Origin of the sequence: Aeromicrobium massiliense JC14 (genome assembly GCF_000312105.1) — a bacterium.
GTDB lineage: Bacteria > Actinomycetota > Actinomycetes > Propionibacteriales > Nocardioidaceae > Aeromicrobium > Aeromicrobium massiliense.
This window is the reverse complement of sequence record NZ_HE978637.1, coordinates 384,310-400,738: the sequence shown is the minus strand read 5'-3', so window position 1 is coordinate 400,738 and position 16,429 is coordinate 384,310. Positions and strand designations below refer to the sequence as shown.

The following is a 16,429-nucleotide window of genomic DNA, read 5'->3' as shown; positions in this document are numbered from 1 at the left end:
GGATCAGTACGGGCGACGCGCGAGACCCTCGCGACGGGCGGTGTCGGTGACCGCCTTCGCGACCGCCGGGGCGACCCGCGGGTCGAACGGCGACGGGATCACGTACGTCTCGCTCAGATCCTCCCCCACCAGGTCGGCGAGCGCCCGCGCGGCCGCGACCTTCATCTCCTCGGAGATGCCCGTGGCCCGCACGTCGAGCGCGCCACGGAAGATGCCGGGGAAGACCAGCACGTTGTTGATCTGGTTCGGGAAGTCCGAGCGCCCGGTGGCCACGACCCGCGCGTACCTGTGCGCCACGTCCGGGTGCACCTCGGGGTTCGGGTTGGCCATCGCGAACACGATCGCGTCGTCGGCCATCCGCGCCACGGCCTCCTCGGGCACCGTGCCGCCGGAGACGCCGATGAACACGTCCGCGCCGACCAGGGCGTCCGCGACGCTGCCCGGACGCGCGAAGTCCGCGGTCTCCTCGGCCAACCAGCGCTTCACGTCGGTGAGGTCCTCGCGGCCGGGGTGGATGACGCCACGACGGTCGACGACGCTGATCCGGCGCATGCCGACCCGGTGCAGGATCTTGGTGATCGCGACGCCCGCGGCGCCCGCGCCGGAGATGACGACCCGGGTGTGCTCGGGGTCGCGGTCGGTGAGCCGCAGCGCGTTGATCAGCGCCGCGAGCGTGACGACGGCGGTGCCGTGCTGGTCGTCGTGGAAGACCGGGATGTCGAGCCGCTCCTTGAGCCGCGCCTCGATCTCGAAGCAGCGCGGGGCGGAGATGTCCTCGAGGTTGATGCCACCGAAGCTCGGCGCGAGGCGGACGACGGTCTCGACGATCTCGTCGACGTCGGTGGTGTCCAGCGCGACCGGGATGCCGTCGACGCCGCCGAACTGCTTGAACAGCACGGCCTTTCCCTCCATCACCGGCATGGACGCCGCCGGGCCGATGTCGCCCAGGCCCAGCACGGCCGTGCCGTCGGTGACGACGGCGACGGTGTTGGAGACCCAGGTCAGCTCGTGCGCCGCCTCGGGGTCGGCGTGGATCGTCTCGCACACCCGGGCGACGCCCGGCGTGTAGGCCATGGACAGGTCGTCCTTGCCGGCGAGCGGGACGGTGCAGGTGATCTCCATCTTGCCGCCGAGGTGCAGCGCGTGGACGGGATCGGTGGGGTCGTAGGAGGACGTGGGGGCATCGATGTCGTGGGCGACCATGACGTTCTTTCGCAGTGGGGACGGGGATGCCGCTCGCTGCGGAGACCGGTCTGGTCTCGACGTCAGCGGGGCGTTCAGCCGTGCGTGCGGGGCGTCAGGTGGGCCCCGGCCTTCATTCTGGCACGCGCTCCGCGGCCACGAGGGCACGGGTGGTCGACGGCGCCAGCAGCCCGACGAGCGCCACGACCGCCGCGATCACGAGCACGGGGCTGAGCCACTCGAGATCGGAGTCGCGCGAGTTCCAGGCCAGTCCCAGCTGGATGAGCTGGGTCACGACGAGCGGGCCGCGGGCACCGATCCGGTGCTTGAGCAGCAGCAGCGCGGCCCAGGCCTGGCCCAGCGCGTACGCCGTGAGGAGACCCGCGGTCGCGTACGTCATCGGCCGGCTCGGCTCGGCCACGACCTCGGTCCCGGCGAAGCCGAGCAGGGCCAGGGCCTCGACGAGGACGACGACGGCGGCGAGCGGGATCACGGGGTCCAGCCTAGCCAGTCGGTTGATGTTACAAGCATGTGACGAAACCGACAGATGCATTGTTGGTGAACCCTTGTTTCGCCCCCGCGAAGTTGGGAACATTACTGGTGCTGCTCCCCGGCGCCGACGGCCCGGGTCTGGGGCAGCGGAATCCACGAACCACGAAGGGTGAGTTTCTCATGGACTGGAGGCACAAGTCTGCCTGCCTCGACGAGGATCCTGAGCTCTTCTTCCCCATCGGCAACACCGGCCCGGCGATCCTCCAGTCGGAGGAGGCCAAGACGGTGTGCCGACGCTGCGACGTCCGCGAGCGGTGCCTGACCTGGGCGCTCGAGTCCGGTCAGGACCACGGCGTCTGGGGAGGCATGAGCGAGGACGAGCGTCGCGCGCTGAAGCGTCGCAACGCGCGTGCGCGCATCCGCACCGCCTGAACGACCGTCGACAGGCCCCGCATCCACCGGATGCGGGGTCTTTCTGCGTCCTCGGGGTTCCGCAGCCCGGAACGCGCCGCGCTAGAGCGTGAGCTCGATCGAGACGGTGGTGCCGGCGCCCGGGCGCGAGTCGAAGGTCAGCCGGCCGTCGAGCTCGCTCTCGACCAGCGTCGCGACGATCGACAGGCCCAGGCTGGAGCGCGGGTCGAACCCGTCGGGCAGCCCGGCGCCGTCGTCGCCGACGCGCAGCCGCAGCCGGTTGCGGATGCGGTTCACCGCGACCGTCACCCGGCCCGACGACCGTCCGGCGAAGGCGTGCTCGCCGGCGTTCTGCACGATCTCGGTCAGCACCAGGGCCAGCGGCGTCGCGACCTCGGCCGACACCTGGCCGAACGAGCCGATGCGGTGCCCCTCCACCTGCAGGCCGTCGGCCGTGGCCACCTCCAGCACCGAGCGCAGCAGCTGGTCGGCGACGTCGTCGAAGGCCACCGTCTCGTCGAAGGACTGGCTGAGCGTCTCGTGGACGAGCGCGATCGAGCCGACGCGCTGCTCGGCCTCGACCAGGGCCGTGCGCGCCTGCGGCGAGTCCATGCGGCGGGCCTGCAGCCGCAGCAGGGCCGCGACCGTCTGCAGGTTGTTCTTGACCCGGTGGTGGATCTCGCGGATCGTCGCGTCTTTGCTCAGCAGCTCGCGCTCGCGCACGCGCAGCTCGGTGACGTCGCGCAGCAGCACCAGCGCACCGTCGTGCTCGCCGCCGCGGGACAGCGGCACGACCCGCACCAGCAGGGTGGCTCCGGGGCCCTCGACCTCGCCCTCGTCCGGGGTGCGCCCGCCGAGCATCGTGAGCGGCGCGGAGTCCGTGCGCCGTGGCCCGACGAGGCCCTGGGTCAACGCGGCCAGCTCGGTGCCGACGAGGCCGCCGGTGACGCCGAGCCGGCGGTAGGCCGAGACCGCGTTGGGACTGGCGTAGGTGACCGTGCCGCGCGCATCGAGCCGCACCATGCCGTCGCCGACGCGCAGGCTGCCGGCCAGCTCGGAGTCGGACTCGGTCGGGAACGTGCCCGCGGTCAGCATGGCCTCCAGCGTCCGGGCCGCCTCGAGGTAGGCGTCCTCGAGCCGGCTGGGCCGGCGCAGCGCGCCGACGCTGGAGCGGTGCTCGACGAGCGCGACCAGGCGGTTGCGCCGGCGCACGGGGACGTAGCGCACCGACACCGGCTCGCCGTCGACCTCGACCTCGTCGACCTCGGTGCTCAGGTGCGGGTTGGCGGCGGCGCGCACCAGGTCCGGGGCGTGGACGGCCGGGACGAACGTGCCGACCACGTCGTCGGCCAGCGTCGTCGCGCCGGTCGTCGGACGGATCTGCGCCGCGGCCCAGTAGCCCTTCGCCTCGGCGTCCAGCACCCACAGCACGAGGTCGCCGAACGCCAGGTCGGCCAGCAGCTGCCAGTCCGCGACGAGGCGGTGCAGCAGCGCGACCTCCTCGCGACCGAGCGCGGTCTGGTGACGGACGATCGAGTCGAGCGAGGGCACGTCGATCAGCCTAGAGGGCTGTCGGCCCCGCATGGCACCATGGCGACGTGTCCGAGGTGTACTGGCAGGCCGTGATGTCCGGCGGCATGACGCTCCCTCGCGACCGCTCCCTCAGCGAGGCCACCGTCGAGCTCGTGCAGCTCCTGGGCTCGCCGAACCCCCGCGTCCGCGAGGACGTCGCGTACCCGCTGCTCACCACCTGGATCGGCCAGGGCGTCTACGACGAGCTGCTCGGCGGCCTCGGCGACGGCCTGCTGCCCGGCCTGCGCCACGGCCTGGGCCACGACGGCGACGCCTCGGTGCTGCGCCGCTCCTACAGCGCCCTGGTGCTGGCCGAGGTGCTGGCCCGCGACGAGTCCGAGCACCTGCTCCCCCGCACCACCGTGCTGGCCTGGGGCGACGAGGCGGCCGGCTGGTACGTCCGCGAGAACGACCACCGCGGCTGGCTCGGCGCCCAGGGCTGGGCCCAGGCCGTCACCCACGGCGCCGAGCTCATGGCCGCCCTCGCCCGCTCGCGCCACCTCGGCGCGCTCGAGCTCACCGTGCTGCTCGACGTCGTCGGCGACCGGCTGCTCGCCCCCACGCCGTACGTGTGGCGCCACGGCGAGGACGACCGGCTCGCGTTCGCGGTCATGACGATGCTGCACCGCGACGTGCTCGAGCCCGGCCTGGTCGAGGCGTGGCTCAACCGGCTCGGCTCCGGCGTCGTCCACCCGCCCACGCGCGGCCACCGCGACGACGAGTGGCCCACGCCCGCCGTCCGCAACACGTCCGCGTTCCTGCGCGCCCTGCACCTGCAGCTCGCGCTGGGCGTCCAGGGGCGCAGCGACCTGCGCTCGGACGCCGCGCTGTTCGCCCGCCCGCCGCGACACCGCGCCGACCTGCTGCTGGCCGTGCTCGACCAGGTCCGGGCCGAGAGCCCGGGGCTGTACCGCGAGCCCGCGAACCGCCCCCGCCACTGACCTACGCCCAGGTAACCTGCGTCACATGACGGAGACGGCCGACCAGACCGACCAGACCACCCAGCACGCCGGGCAGATCGCCGTCGAGGTGGCTCGGGCGCACGGCGTGGAGCACATGTTCACCCTCTCGGGCGCCCACGTGTTCCCGCTGTACGACGGGGCGGTGAAGGCCGACCCGCCGATGCGCATCGTCGACGTGCGCCACGAGCCGTCGGCCGTGTTCGCCGCCGAGGCGGTCGGCAAGCTCACCCGCAAGCCCGGTCTCGCCGTGCTCACCGCCGGCCCGGGCGTCACCAACGGCGTCAGCCCGCTCACCCAGGCCTACTTCAGCGGCTCGCCGCTCGTCTGCGTCGGCGGCCGCGCGCCCGCCGGCCGCTGGGGCTCGGGCAGCCTGCAGGAGCTCGACCACCCGCCGATCCTGTCCACCGTCACGAAGTCGGCCCGCACCGCGCACACCGTCGAGGACGTGGGCCCGGCGCTGGACGAGGCGTTCACGCTGGCCGGCTCGTCCCACCGCGGTCCGGCGTTCGTCGACGTGCCCATGGACGAGCTGTTCAACAGCACCGCCACGCCCGCCCCGCGTCCGGCCGAGCGGCGCACGATCGAGCCGGACGGCGACGCCCTGCGCGCCATCGCGCGGCTGCTCGCCGAGGCCGTCCACCCGGTGCTGGTGATCGGCAGCGACGTCTGGCTCGACCACGCCGAGGACGCGGCCCTGCGCTTCGTCGAGCAGACGGGCGTCCCGGTCATCAGCAACGGCATGGGCCGCGGCGTCGTGCCCGGCGGCCACCCGCAGCTCGTCACCAAGGCGCGCGGCCGGGCGCTCGGCCAGGCCGACCTCGTCGTCGTGGTCGGCACCCCGCTCGACTTCCGGCTCGGCTACGGCGTCTTCGGCGGCAAGGAGGAGGCGCCGGTCGCCCGCACCGTCCACGTCGCCGACTCCCCCGAGCAGCTCGCCGGCCACGCCGAGCTCGCCGGATCGGCCGCCGGCGACCTCACCACCTGCTTCGACGTGCTGCTGGACGCCCTGCTGTCCGGGCCGAAGCCGCGCTGGGGCGACTGGCTGGCCGACCTGCAGGCCACCGTCGCCCAGGCCACCGAGCGCGACGCCGCCCTGCTGTCGGCCGAGGCCGACCCGATCCACCCGGCGCGCATCTACGGCGAGCTGCTGCCCCGCCTGGCCGACGACGCGGTCGTCGTCGGCGACGGCGGCGACTTCGTGTCGTTCGCCGGCAAGTACGTCGAGCCCAAGCGGCCCGGCGGCTGGCTCGACCCGGGCCCGTTCGGCTGCCTCGGCGCCGGCATGGGTGCGGCGATGGCCGCCCGCCTGGTGCGTCCGTCGGGCCAGGTCGTGCTGCTGTACGGCGACGGCGCCGCCGGCATGAGCCTCATGGACGTCGACACGCTGGTGCGCCACGACCTGCCGGTCGTCATGGTCATGGGCAACAACGGCGCATGGGGCCTGGAGAAGGGCCCGATGCAGATGCTCTACGGGTACGACGTGGCCGCCGACCTCGCGCCGCAGACCCGCTACGACCAGGTCGTCCAGGCGCTCGGCGGCGCCGGCGAGATGGTCACCGACCCGCGCGAGATCGGCCCGGCCCTGGACCGCGCCTTCGCCGCGAACGTGCCGTACCTGGTCAACGTGGTCACGGACGTCGACGCCGCGTACCCGCGTCAGACGTTCGGTGTCTGACCTGGTCGTCCGCCCCGCCCGGCCCGACGAGCTCGAGCGCGTCGGACGCATCACCGTGGCCGCCTACGACGCCGACGGCTACCTCGTGCGACCGGACGGCGGCTACGACGACGTGTACGCGTCCAGCCTCGCCGACGCCGCCGGACGCGCGGCGTCGAGCGTCGTGCTCGCCGCGGTGGAGGCGGGCGAGGTCGTCGGCACCGTGACGTGGTGCCCGCCGGGCTCGGGTCTGCGCCAGCAGGCGGTGCACGACCACCAGGGCGAGCTGCGGATGCTGGCCGTCGACCCCGCCGTGCGGGGACGCGGCGTCGGCGCCGCGCTCCTGGACGCCTGCCTGGACTCCGCCCGCGCCCAGGGCCTGACCGAGGTCGTGCTGTGCTCGCTGCCCGAGATGCGGGCGGCGCACCGGCTCTACGCCGCACGCGGCTTCGAGCGTCGCCCCGACCTGGACTGGAGCCCGCTCCCGGACGTCCTGCTGTGGGGGTTCGGGCTGCGCCTGACTGCCGGCTGAGCGCGGAGCCGATGTCGGCGCGCCGGGCCCGGTGAGGAAGGATGGCCCGGTGCCTCGCCCTGCCTCCCCCGCCGCCTCCGCCGGGGACACCGGGCGCCGCACGGCCCGCCAGGTGGTGCTCGAGCCCTTCCGCCGGAACCGCGGGCTGCTCACCTCCGCGTACCTGCTCACGATCGTGTGGCAGCTCGGCGAGGCCGCCGTCCCGGTGATGATCGGCGTCGTCGTCGACCGGGGCATCGCGACCGGCGAGCTCGGCCCGTTCCTGCTCTCGTGCCTCGGCCTCGGTCTGGTCTTCCTGGTGTTCAGCCTCAGCTACCGCTTCGGCGGGCGCATGGCGCTGCGCGCCCAGCAGGCCGAGTCGCACCGCATCCGCCTCGAGGTGGCCGGGCACGTGCTGGACCCGAGGGGCGTCCGCGACGAGCAGCTCTCCGGCGAGACTCTGTCGCTGGCCACGTCGGACGCGGACAAGGTGACCATGCTCGTGCGCCAGCTGGGCTACACGATCGCGTCGCTCGTGACCGTGCTGGTCACGGCGGTCTACCTCGTCGGCGTCGACGTCACGCTGGCGCTGGTGGTGCTGCTCGGACTTCCGGTCACGATCGCGCTCACCCAGGCCGTCTCCCCCGTGGTCGCGCGCCGCACCGAGCGCGAGCAGGCCGCCGTGGCGCGCGTCGCCGGCCTGGCCGGCGACCTCGTGGCCGGCGTGCGCCCGATCAAGGGCATCGGTGCCGAGGACGTCGCGAGCCACCGCTACCGGACGAGCAGCCGTGCCGCCCAGCGCTCGGCGGTCGTCACGGCCCGCTCCTGGGGCTACCTCAGCGGCCTGACGACGTTCATCGCCGGCTCGTTCCTGGCCCTGGTCGCCTGGCTGGCCGGCACCAAGGCGCTGGACGGCGACCTGTCGCTCGGCCAGCTGGTGGCCGTCGTCGGCCTGACCCAGTTCCTGGCTGAGCCGATCAAGCACCTGGGCGACCTCAGCGCCCAGGCCGCGGCGTCGTGGGCGTCCGCCCGGCGCATCGCGGCGTTCCTGTCGACCGCTCCCGACCTGGCCGACGGCGACGTGGCGGACGTCCCGGAGCGTCCCGGCGTGGAGCTGCGCGGCGTCAGCCACGGGCCGCTGCACGACGTCAGCCTCACGACGTCCGAGGGCGAGCTGCTCGCGCTCGCGGTCGACGACCCGGCCGCCGCCGCGACGCTCGTGTCGCTGCTCAGCGGCGACGTGGAGCCCGGTGCCGGCGAGGTCCGGGTCGGCGGGACGCCGGCGCAGCACCTCACCATCGACGCCCGGCGGCGGTCCGTGCTCGTCGTGCCGCACGCGGCCTACCTGCCCGAAGGGACCCTGCGCTCGGTCGTGGACCCGCTCGGCCGCCTCGGCGCCGACGAGCTCGACGCCGTGCTCGCCGCGTCGGCCGCCGAGGACGTGGTGGCGCTGCACGACGCCGGGCTCGACCACGCCGTCCGGGCCCGGGGCGCGAGCCTGTCGGGCGGTCAGCGCCAGCGCCTCGCGCTCGCCCGGGCCCTGGCGGCCGTGCCGCCGGTGCTCGTGCTGCACGACCCGACGAGCGCGGTCGACGCGGTCACCGAGCAGCGCGTCGCCGCCGGCCTGCGGGCCCTGCGCCGCAGCCACGGCGCCACGGTCGTCGTCACCAGCAGCCCCGCGCTGCTCGCCGCGGCCGACCGGGTCGTGTGGGTGCGCCACGGCCGCGTGGTGGCGCAGGCCTCGCACGCGACCCTGCTGGCCGAGCCCGACTACCGCGAGGCGGTGCTGCGATGACCGCCTCCGCCGCCGAGCGCACCCTCCTGCCCGTCGCCGGACGGGGTGAGACGACCCGGCTCACGCTGCGGCTGCTGGCCCGCCGTCCGGTGGCCGCCACCGCCACCGTGCTGGGGTTCGTGCTGGCCGGGATGGCCGGCGTCGTGTCTCCCTGGGCGCTGGGCGTCGTCGTGGACGTCGTCCGCGACGGCGGCAGCCGGGCCGACCTGGCCACGCCGGTGCTGTCGATCGTCGCCGCCGCGCTCGTCGGCGCGCTGGCCGAGGTGGTGGCCGTGGGCGCGCTCGCGCAGACCGCCGTGCCCGCGCTGGCCCAGCTGCGCGAGGACGTCCTGGACCGCTCGCTGCGGCTGGACTCCGGACGGCTGGAGGCCGCCGGCACGGGCGACGTCATGGCCCGCGTGGGCGACGACGTTCGCACCGTCACCGACGCGCTGGACGAGGCCGTGCCGCTGCTGGTCGGGTCGCTGACCGCGATCGTCTTCACCGCGGGCGGGCTCTTCGCGCTCGACTGGCGGCTCGGCCTGGCCGGGCTGCTCGCGCTGCCGGCCTACGCCGCGTCGCTCGGCTGGTACCTGCCCCGATCGGGCCCGTTCTACCGCGCCGAGCGTGTCGCCCAGGGCGAGCGGGCCGAGGCGCTCATGGCCGGCGTGCAGGGCGCGGGCACGTGGCGCGCGTTCGGCCACGAGCGGCTCGCGCTGGAGCAGGTCGAGCGGACGTCCGACGCCGCGCGCGGCCTGGCCCAGGACGTCTTCGTCATGCTCACCCGGTTCTGGGCGCGCATGAACCGGGCCGAGCTGATCGGCATGCTGCTCGTGCTCGGCGCCGGCTTCTGGCTGGTCCGCGACGGTGCCGTGACGGTCGGCGCGGCGACCGCCGCGGCGCTGTACTTCCACCGACTGTTCAACCCGATCGGCGCCGTGCTGATGGTCTTCGACGTGGTGCAGCGGTCGGGCGCCTCGCTGGCCCGCCTGGCGGGCGTCGCCCTGCTCTCCCGCGACGAGACCCCCGCAGGCGGCCTGCCGGACGAGCCGGCGCTCGTGCTCTCCGGCATCGGCCACGCGTGGGCGCCCGGCGTGCCGGTGCTGCACGACGTCGACCTGACGGTGGCACCGGGCGAGCGGGTCGCGCTCGTGGGCTCCACCGGCGCCGGCAAGACGACCCTCGCCGCCGTCGCCGCCGGGCTCGTGACCCCGACGTCGGGCTCGGTGCGCCTCGCCGGGCGCCCGCTGGACGAGCTGGGTCCGGCGACCGTCCGCCTCCACGTCGCCGTGGTGTCGCAGGAGGTGCACGTGCTCACCGGCACGCTGCGCGACAACCTGACGCTGGCCCACGAGGACGCCGACGACGCCACGCTCCTCGACGCCCTGGACCGCGTCGGCGCCTCCGGCTGGCTCGCCACCCTCCCCAGCGGCCTCGACGCGCCCGTGGGCACCTTCGGCACCGAGCTCACCGCCGCGCAGGCCCAGCAGGTCGCCCTGGCCCGTGTGCTGCTGCGCGACCCGGCCGTCGTGGTGCTGGACGAGGCGACCGCCGAGGCCGGCTCCGCGGGCGCCCGCGACCTGGAGGACGCCGCCCTGGAGGTCGTGCGCGGCCGCTCGGCGATCGTCGTCGCCCACCGGCTCACCCAGGCCCGCACGGCCGACCGGGTCGTCGTCATGGAGGCCGGACGCGTCGTGGAGCAGGGCCCGCACGACGAGCTGGTCGCGGCGGACGGACGCTACGCCCGGCTGTGGCGGGCCTGGACGTCGTCCTGACCCTCGTGTCGCCGCGGCCTCCTAGGGTGGCCCCATGGCGACCCTGACCCACACCGTCACCGAGGCCCACACCGCGCAGGCGGTCGGCAGCGGCGACGTCCCCGTCCTCGGCACCCCCGTCCTGCTGGCCTGGCTGGAGGCCACGACCGTCGCGGCGCTCGAGCCCGAGCTGACCCCGGGCACGACCAGCGTCGGCACCCGGGTCGAGGTCGAGCACTCCACCGCGTCCCCGGTCGGGGCGCAGGTCACCACCACCGCCGACGTGCTGCGTCGCGACGGCCGCATGGTCATCTTCACCGTCGCCGCGCACGAGGGCTCGCGGCTCGTGGCGTCCGGCGAGGTGCGCCGCGTCGTCGTCGACCGGGAGCGATTTCTCGCCCGTGTGAGCCCTGTGGGAGACTGAGGCGTCGTACGTCAGAGGAGGACACCATGGGCAAGACCGGACGCAAGCGCCGCGCTCGCCGCAAGAAGGGCGCGAACCACGGCAAGCGCCCCAACGCGTGAGCATCGCTCCCTGAGCAGAGAAAGACCCCCGTCGTCTCCGACGGGGGTCTTTGTCGTTTTCGGGCCGGTCAGGCCTCGCGCGTCTCGATCGTCACCTGCACGGTGCGGATGCTCAGCAGCACGCGCTCACGCAGCGGCTCGGGGGCGGGCTCGCGGCACGAGCGGGAGACGACCTGCTTGACCACCCGCTCGAGGTCGTACTCGGTGAGGCAGTCCGAGCAGCTGTCGATGTGCGCCTGCACCTCCTCGCAGGAGGCGTCGTCCATCTCGTGGTCGATGAACAGGTAGAGCTTCTGCAGCGCGTCGGCGCAGTCGGGACCGTCGCAGCTCATGCCTTCTCACCCGCTCCCACGCGCATGCCCCGCTCGCGGGCGTAGTCGGCCAGGCTCTCGCGCAGCTGGCGCCGACCACGGTGCAGCCGCGACATCACGGTGCCGATCGGCGTGTCCATGATCTCGGCGATCTCCTTGTACGGGAAGCCCTCGACGTCGGCCAGGTACACCGCCATGCGGAAGTCCTCGGGCAGGGCCTGCAGCGCGTCCTTGACGTCGCTGTCGGGCAGGTGCTCGAGCGCCTCCATCTCGGCGGACTTGAGCCCGCTCGACGTGTGCGCGGCCGCCGCGGCGATCTGCCAGTCCTCGACCTCGTCGGTCATCTGCTGGGGCTGACGCTGCTTCTTGCGGTACGAGTTGATGTAGGTGTTGGTGAGGATGCGGTACAGCCAGGCCTTGAGGTTCGTGCCGGGCTTGAACTGGTGGAAGGCGGTGAACGCCTTCGCGTAGGTCTCCTGCACCAGGTCCTCGGCGTCCTGCGGGGAGCGCGTCATGCGCAGCCCGGCGGAGTAGAGCTGGTCGAGGAAGGGCAGCGCATCAGCCTCGAAGCGCGCCTGGCGCTGCTCCGGGGTCTCGGTCTCGCGGACGTCCTGGTCGTCGGTCATCACTGTCAAGCCTACTGCCGACGTCCGACGGCCGCCGTCCGGCGAGCCCACGACGTCGGTGGGGCGTTCGAGGCATCCGATCATGCCTGTCACAACCGCGTGCGGCTCCGGCTTGTTCCCGGGGCCGGCGGGACCCGGGTCACGCCGCCGGCAGCGGCTCGATCAGCTCGGGCGAGTCGTGGCGGACGTTGCCCACGGCGGGGCTGACCGGGTAGGCGTCGAGCCGTCCGGGCGCGGCGGGCACGAGCAGGTCGAGCAGCTCGGGCCCGGACGCCGTGGGGTCGAGCCAGGCCTCGTACGTGTCGCGCTCGACCACGAACGGCATGCGGTCGTGGATGCGGCCCAGCGAGTCCTCGGCGGTCGTGGTGATGACGGTGAAGCTGACCAGCCACTCGCCGTCGGGCGCCTTCCAGAACTCGTAGAGCCCGGCCATGGCCAACGGCGAGCCGTCCTTGGGGCGGATGAAGAACGGCTGCTTGCCGCCGTCGTCCTTGACGTACCACTCGTAGTAGCCGGTGGCCGGCACGATGGCCCGGCGCGAGGCGAACGCCTTCTTGTAGGCCGGCTTCTCGGCGACCGTCTCGACCCGGGCGTTGATCATCCGGTTGCCGATCTTGGGGTCCTTGGCCCACGACGGGACCAGGCCCCAGCGGGCGGCGCGCAGCTGGCGCTGCACGACCCCGTCGTCGTCGGGCCGGGCCACGACGATGGCCTGGGTGTCGGTCGGCGCGACGTTGTAGGACGGCTCGAGGTCGACGAAGGAGTTGGCGACGCCGACGGCGAACTCGGTCTCGAGCGCAGCGGGCGTGAGGTTCGTGGCGTAGCGGCCGCACATGCGTCCAGCCTGGCACAGGGCACCGACGAGCGGAGTTGCCGCGGACGCCACAGCCGGTAGAACGGAACCCATGACCGTTCTCCGCGCCGTCGCCCGCCCGATGCTCGCCTCGATGTTCGTGTACGGAGGCGTGCAGTCGCTGCGTGCCCCGCAGCACGCCGCCCCCGCCGCCCAGCCGGTCGCCGACGCGCTCGGCAAGGCCGCGCCGTCGATGCCGGTGAGCCCGACCCCCGAGAACGTGGTGCGGGCCAACGCCGCCGTCCACGTCGTCGCCGGACTCGCCCTGGCCACCGGCCGCCTCCCACGCCTGGCCTCGCTCGCGCTGGCCTCGACGCTGCCGGCCACGACCGTGCAGGGCCACCCGTTCTGGAAGGAGTCCGACCCGCAGCAGCGGACCAACCAGACGATCCACTTCCTCAAGAACGTCTCGCTCATGGGCGGCCTGCTCATGGCCACGCTCGACCCGGATCCGAAGAAGAAGATCCTCGCCCGCCGGGCCAAGGACCGGACGGTCGAGACCTTCCACGCGGCCAGCGACAAGGTCGACGGCCTCATCCACTGAGCCTCGCCCCCTCGGACGGCGTCCCGGCCTCGGCCGGGGCGCCGTCCGTGCTGCGGCGAGCCGACCGCCCTGCGGCGACGCGCCGATAGAGTGACGCCGATGACGCAGACGCCCGCCGCCCCCGACCTCTGGCCCGCTCCGACCCCGGAGCGTCCCGTCCAGGGCCGCGTCCAGGTGCCCGGCTCCAAGTCGCTGACCAACCGGGCCCTGCTGCTCGCCGCGATCGCCGACGGCCCCGGCACCCTGCGGCGTCCGCTCGTCTCGCGCGACTCCGACCTCATGGTCGCCGCGCTGCAGGCGCTCGGCGCCCGGGTCGAGCGCGGCGCCGACGTCTGGACCGTCACGCCCGTCTCCCCCGCGTCCGGCACCGCGCTGCACGTCGACTGCGGCTTGGCCGGCACGGTCATGCGGTTCGTGCCGCCGGTCGCCGCCCTGCACGACGGGCCGGTCACCTTCGACGGTGACGAGCGCGCCCGCGTGCGTCCCATGGCCGGCGTGCTGGACGCCCTGCGTGCGCTCGGCGTCGGCATCGACGACGACGGACGCGGCACGCTCCCCTTCACCGTCCGCGGCACCGGCTCGGTGCGCGGTGGCGCGGTCGAGGTGGACGCCTCGGCGTCCAGCCAGTTCGTCTCGGCGCTGCTGCTCGCCGGCCCGCGCTTCGAGCAGGGCGTCGACGTGCGCCACACCGGCGGCCGCCTGCCCTCGGCCCCGCACGTCGAGATGACGGTCAACGAGCTGCGCCGCCGCGGCGTGCAGGTCGACGACAGCACCCCCGGACGCTGGGTCGTCGCCCCCGGACCGGTCGCGGCGGTCGACGTCGCGGTCGAGCCCGACCTGTCCAACGCCGGGCCGTTCGTGGCCGCGGCCCTGGCCACCGGCGGACGCGTGACGGTCGAGGGCTGGCCCGAGCACACCGACCAGGCCGGCGACGCCTGGCGCGGGCTGGCCGAGGCGTTCGGCGGCACCACGACCCTGGACGACGACGGCCTCACCGTGAGCGGCACCGGCACCCTGCGCGGCGTCGACCTCGACCTGTCCGACGTCGGCGAGCTCACCCCCGTCGTCGCCGCCCTCGCCGCGCTGGCCGACGGTCCGTCGACCCTGCGCGGCATCGCGCACCTGCGCGGGCACGAGACCGACCGGCTCGCGGCGCTGGCCACCGAGCTGAACGCGCTCGGTGGCGACGTCCAGGAGACCGCCGACGGCCTGCGCATCACGCCGCGCCCGCTGCACGGTGGCCGCTTCGGCACCTACCACGACCACCGCATGGCCCACGCCGCCGTCGTCCTCGGCCTGCGCGTGCCCGGCGTGCTCGTCGAGGACGTCGCGACGACGGCCAAGACCTTCCCCGGGTTCGCCGACGTGTGGGGGCGGCTGGTGTGAGGGACGACGACGAGCACGCCCGCTTCGAGCGCCCGCGCCGGCACACCCGCCCGCGCACCAAGGAGCGCCCGACGTACGACGACGCGGTCACCGCGCGGGTCGTGACGATCGACCGCGGACGCGTGACCGTCGAGCTCGACGAGGACCGTCGCCGCGTCACCACCGTCAAGGCCCGCCACCTGGGCCGCAAGGGCGTCGTGGTCGGCGACGAGGTGCGGGTCGTCGGCGACCTGTCCGGCCTGCCCGACACCCTCGCGCGCATCGTCGAGGTCGTCCCCCGCCGCACCGAGCTGCGCCGCACCGCCGACGACGACGACCCGATCGAGCGCATCGTCGTGGCCAACGCCGACCAGATGGTCGTCGTCACCGCGCTCGCCGACCCGCCGCCGCGGCCCGGCCTGATCGACCGCTGCCTCGTCGCCGCGTACGACGCCGGGATGACGCCGATCGTGTGCCTGACCAAGGCCGACCTGGCCGACCCGGCCGAGGTGCTGGCCCTGCTCGAGCCGCTGGACGTCCAGGTGCTCGTCACCCAGAACGCCGACGACCTGGGCGAGCTACGCGACGTGCTGCGCGACAAGGTGAGCGTGCTGATCGGGCACAGCGGCGTGGGCAAGTCGACCCTGGTCAACGCCCTCGTGCCGGACGCGCACCGCACCACCAGCCACGTCAACGAGGTCACCGGCCGCGGCCGGCACACGTCCACGTCCGCGGTGTGGCTGCCGCTGCCGTTCGGCGGCACGATCGTCGACACCCCGGGCTTCCGCTCGTTCGGCCTGGCCCACGTCGAGGTCGACCGCATCATCCGCGCGTTCCCCGACCTGGACGCGGCCAGCGACGCCTGCCCGCGCGGCTGCACCCACGCCGCGACCGAGCCCGAGTGCGGGCTCGACCTGGCCGTCGCCGAGGGACGCGTCGCACCGGCCCGGGTCGCCTCGTTCCGCCGTGTCCTGACCAGCCGCGAGGGACGCGACTAGACCGGTACGGTTGGCCCCATGGCCCACGCGTACCACGACGACCTGCGACTCGCGCACGTCCTGGCCGACACCGCCGACAACCTCTCGATGGACCGCTTCGGCGCCGTCGACCTGCAGGTGTCGACGAAGCCGGACATGACCTTCGTGACCGAGTCCGACCAGGCCGTCGAGGAGGCGATCCGCCGCACCCTGCGCAGCGCCCGCACCCGCGACTCGGTGCTCGGCGAGGAGCAGGGCGAGCAGGTCGGCGCCAGCGAGGGCCGGCGCTGGATCATCGACCCGATCGACGGCACGTCCAACTTCGTCCGCGGCGTCCCCGTCTGGGCCACGCTCATCGCGCTCGAGGAGGACGGCGAGATCGTCGCCGGCTGCGTCTCGGCCCCCGCGCTCGGCCGCCGCTGGTGGGCCGCGAAGGGCTCGGGCGCCTACACCGGCAAGTCGCTCATGTCGTCGCGGCGCATCCAGGTCTCGCAGGTCGGTGACCTCGACCACGCGTCGTTCTCGTACTCCTCGCTGCACGGCTGGGAGGAGATCGGCCGGCTCGAGCCCTTCCTCGCCCTGACCCGGCGCTGCTGGCGCACGCGCGCCTACGGCGACTTCTGGTCGTACATGATGCTCGCCGAGGGCGTCGTCGACGTCGCCGCCGAGCCCGAGCTGAAGGTCTGGGACATGGCCGCGCTGGACGTGATCGTCCGCGAGGCCGGCGGCACCTTCGCCTCGCTCAGCGGTGAGCCCGGCCCGTGGGGCGACAACGCCCTGGCGACCAACACCCGGCTGCACGACGCCGCGATGGCGTACCTGGGCTACTTCCCCGACGCCGAGCCGCACGACGGCGACAGCAACGTGACCCCGTTCGACTGGGCGCGCGAGCGCGACTGACCCGCCCCGCCGAGGA

18 protein-coding genes are annotated in these 16,429 nt (G+C 74.2%); 12 read left to right on the top strand and 6 right to left on the bottom strand.

Annotated features, from left to right (window positions below; translation table 11 throughout):
* Positions 1-3: 3 nt before the first annotated feature.
* Together HGAM_RS09165 and HGAM_RS18585 are read right to left on the bottom strand one after the other, a co-directional pair.
* A complete protein-coding gene (locus tag HGAM_RS09165) occupies positions 4-1,203 on the bottom strand; it encodes an NAD(P)-dependent malic enzyme (protein ID WP_019145187.1) in 1,200 nt (399 codons plus the stop codon).
* A gap of 112 nt (positions 1,204-1,315) precedes the next feature.
* Positions 1,316-1,675, bottom strand: a complete 360-nt coding sequence (locus HGAM_RS18585) for a hypothetical protein (protein WP_019145186.1) — start codon at positions 1,673-1,675, stop codon at positions 1,316-1,318.
* A gap of 179 nt (positions 1,676-1,854) precedes the next feature.
* On the opposite strand from HGAM_RS18585, the gene HGAM_RS09155 reads away from it, so the two are divergent.
* On the top strand, positions 1,855-2,106 hold the full coding sequence (locus HGAM_RS09155) for a WhiB family transcriptional regulator (protein ID WP_019145185.1): 252 nt from the start codon (positions 1,855-1,857) through the stop codon (positions 2,104-2,106).
* A gap of 81 nt (positions 2,107-2,187) precedes the next feature.
* On the opposite strand, the gene HGAM_RS09150 is transcribed toward HGAM_RS09155, so the two are convergent.
* Positions 2,188-3,636, bottom strand: coding sequence for a sensor histidine kinase (locus HGAM_RS09150; RefSeq protein ID WP_019145184.1), 1,449 nt, complete (start codon positions 3,634-3,636; stop codon positions 2,188-2,190).
* Positions 3,637-3,683: 47 nt separating this feature from the next.
* Between HGAM_RS09150 and HGAM_RS09145 the strand changes: the two genes are divergently transcribed.
* Genes HGAM_RS09145 through HGAM_RS21080 form a run of 7 tightly spaced genes read left to right on the top strand, consistent with a single transcriptional unit; the run spans position 3,684 to position 10,837 of the window.
* On the top strand, positions 3,684-4,598 hold the full coding sequence (locus tag HGAM_RS09145; protein ID WP_019145183.1) for a DUF2785 domain-containing protein: 915 nt from the start codon (positions 3,684-3,686) through the stop codon (positions 4,596-4,598).
* Between the two features lie 25 nt (positions 4,599-4,623).
* On the top strand, positions 4,624-6,294 hold the full coding sequence (locus tag HGAM_RS09140) for an acetolactate synthase (RefSeq protein WP_019145182.1): 1,671 nt from the start codon (positions 4,624-4,626) through the stop codon (positions 6,292-6,294).
* Complete coding sequence (locus HGAM_RS09135; RefSeq protein ID WP_019145181.1) at positions 6,287-6,805, top strand: GNAT family N-acetyltransferase; 519 nt, start codon at positions 6,287-6,289, stop codon at positions 6,803-6,805. The genes HGAM_RS09140 and HGAM_RS09135 overlap by 8 nt, the downstream gene beginning before the upstream one ends.
* A gap of 49 nt (positions 6,806-6,854) precedes the next feature.
* Positions 6,855-8,579: an ABC transporter ATP-binding protein gene (locus HGAM_RS09130; protein WP_019145180.1), complete on the top strand. Its 1,725-nt coding sequence runs from the start codon at positions 6,855-6,857 to the stop codon at positions 8,577-8,579.
* Positions 8,576-10,333 carry an ABC transporter ATP-binding protein gene (locus HGAM_RS09125; RefSeq protein WP_019145179.1) on the top strand — a complete coding sequence of 586 codons (1,758 nt, stop codon included), beginning with the start codon at positions 8,576-8,578 and terminating at the stop codon, positions 10,331-10,333. The genes HGAM_RS09130 and HGAM_RS09125 overlap by 4 nt, the downstream gene beginning before the upstream one ends.
* Positions 10,334-10,367: 34 nt before the next feature.
* Positions 10,368-10,736, top strand: coding sequence for a thioesterase family protein (locus HGAM_RS09120; RefSeq protein WP_019145178.1), 369 nt, complete (start codon positions 10,368-10,370; stop codon positions 10,734-10,736).
* A gap of 26 nt (positions 10,737-10,762) precedes the next feature.
* Positions 10,763-10,837 (top strand): 50S ribosomal protein bL37, encoded by a 75-nt coding sequence (locus tag HGAM_RS21080; RefSeq protein ID WP_369797015.1) that lies wholly within the window; start codon positions 10,763-10,765, stop codon positions 10,835-10,837.
* A 68-nt stretch (positions 10,838-10,905) separates the two neighbouring features.
* Here the strand turns inward: HGAM_RS21080 and rsrA are convergent, their stop codons facing one another.
* The 3 genes from rsrA to HGAM_RS09105 all read right to left on the bottom strand — a co-directional run bounded on the left by rsrA (position 10,906) and on the right by HGAM_RS09105 (position 12,609).
* The gene (gene rsrA / locus HGAM_RS09115; RefSeq protein WP_019145177.1) at positions 10,906-11,169 is read right to left on the bottom strand and encodes a mycothiol system anti-sigma-R factor; all 264 of its coding nucleotides are present in this window, start codon (positions 11,167-11,169) and stop codon (positions 10,906-10,908) included.
* Positions 11,166-11,774 carry a sigma-70 family RNA polymerase sigma factor gene (locus HGAM_RS09110; protein ID WP_019145176.1) on the bottom strand — a complete coding sequence of 203 codons (609 nt, stop codon included), beginning with the start codon at positions 11,772-11,774 and terminating at the stop codon, positions 11,166-11,168. Before HGAM_RS09110 ends, rsrA begins: the two co-directional genes overlap by 4 nt.
* Before the next feature lie 139 nt (positions 11,775-11,913).
* Positions 11,914-12,609 carry an SOS response-associated peptidase gene (locus HGAM_RS09105; RefSeq protein WP_019145175.1) on the bottom strand — a complete coding sequence of 232 codons (696 nt, stop codon included), beginning with the start codon at positions 12,607-12,609 and terminating at the stop codon, positions 11,914-11,916.
* Positions 12,610-12,679: 70 nt separating this feature from the next.
* On the opposite strand from HGAM_RS09105, the gene HGAM_RS09100 reads away from it, so the two are divergent.
* The 4 genes from HGAM_RS09100 (at position 12,680) to HGAM_RS09085 (ending at position 16,413) form a co-directional block, all read left to right on the top strand.
* Positions 12,680-13,171, top strand: coding sequence for a DoxX family protein (locus HGAM_RS09100; RefSeq protein WP_019145174.1), 492 nt, complete (start codon positions 12,680-12,682; stop codon positions 13,169-13,171).
* Positions 13,172-13,270: 99 nt separating this feature from the next.
* On the top strand, positions 13,271-14,557 hold the full coding sequence (gene aroA, locus HGAM_RS09095) for a 3-phosphoshikimate 1-carboxyvinyltransferase (protein WP_019145173.1): 1,287 nt from the start codon (positions 13,271-13,273) through the stop codon (positions 14,555-14,557).
* Positions 14,554-15,534 (top strand): ribosome small subunit-dependent GTPase A, encoded by a 981-nt coding sequence (gene rsgA / locus HGAM_RS09090; RefSeq protein WP_019145172.1) that lies wholly within the window; start codon positions 14,554-14,556, stop codon positions 15,532-15,534. Before aroA ends, rsgA begins: the two co-directional genes overlap by 4 nt.
* An 18-nt stretch (positions 15,535-15,552) precedes the next feature.
* Positions 15,553-16,413 (top strand): inositol monophosphatase family protein, encoded by an 861-nt coding sequence (locus HGAM_RS09085; RefSeq protein WP_019145171.1) that lies wholly within the window; start codon positions 15,553-15,555, stop codon positions 16,411-16,413.
* The last annotated feature ends 16 nt before the right edge of the window (positions 16,414-16,429 follow it).

Excerpts from the sequence above, each read along its gene's own strand:
- HGAM_RS09120 (WP_019145178.1), top strand. The coding sequence starts at position 10,368 with ATGGCGACCCTGACCCACACCGTCACCGAGGCCCACACCGCGCAGGCG.
- HGAM_RS09155 (WP_019145185.1), top strand. The coding sequence starts at position 1,855 with ATGGACTGGAGGCACAAGTCTGCCTGCCTCGACGAGGATCCTGAGCTC.
- HGAM_RS09100 (WP_019145174.1), top strand. The coding sequence starts at position 12,680 with ATGACCGTTCTCCGCGCCGTCGCCCGCCCGATGCTCGCCTCGATGTTC.
- HGAM_RS09140 (WP_019145182.1), top strand. The coding sequence starts at position 4,624 with ATGACGGAGACGGCCGACCAGACCGACCAGACCACCCAGCACGCCGGG.
- aroA (WP_019145173.1), top strand. The coding sequence starts at position 13,271 with ATGACGCAGACGCCCGCCGCCCCCGACCTCTGGCCCGCTCCGACCCCG.
- HGAM_RS09125 (WP_019145179.1), top strand. The coding sequence starts at position 8,576 with ATGACCGCCTCCGCCGCCGAGCGCACCCTCCTGCCCGTCGCCGGACGG.
- HGAM_RS09105 (WP_019145175.1), bottom strand. The coding sequence starts at position 12,609 with ATGTGCGGCCGCTACGCCACGAACCTCACGCCCGCTGCGCTCGAGACC.
- HGAM_RS09085 (WP_019145171.1), top strand. The coding sequence starts at position 15,553 with ATGGCCCACGCGTACCACGACGACCTGCGACTCGCGCACGTCCTGGCC.
- HGAM_RS09165 (WP_019145187.1), bottom strand. The coding sequence starts at position 1,203 with ATGGTCGCCCACGACATCGATGCCCCCACGTCCTCCTACGACCCCACC.
- HGAM_RS09110 (WP_019145176.1), bottom strand. The coding sequence starts at position 11,774 with ATGACCGACGACCAGGACGTCCGCGAGACCGAGACCCCGGAGCAGCGC.
- rsrA (WP_019145177.1), bottom strand. The coding sequence starts at position 11,169 with ATGAGCTGCGACGGTCCCGACTGCGCCGACGCGCTGCAGAAGCTCTAC.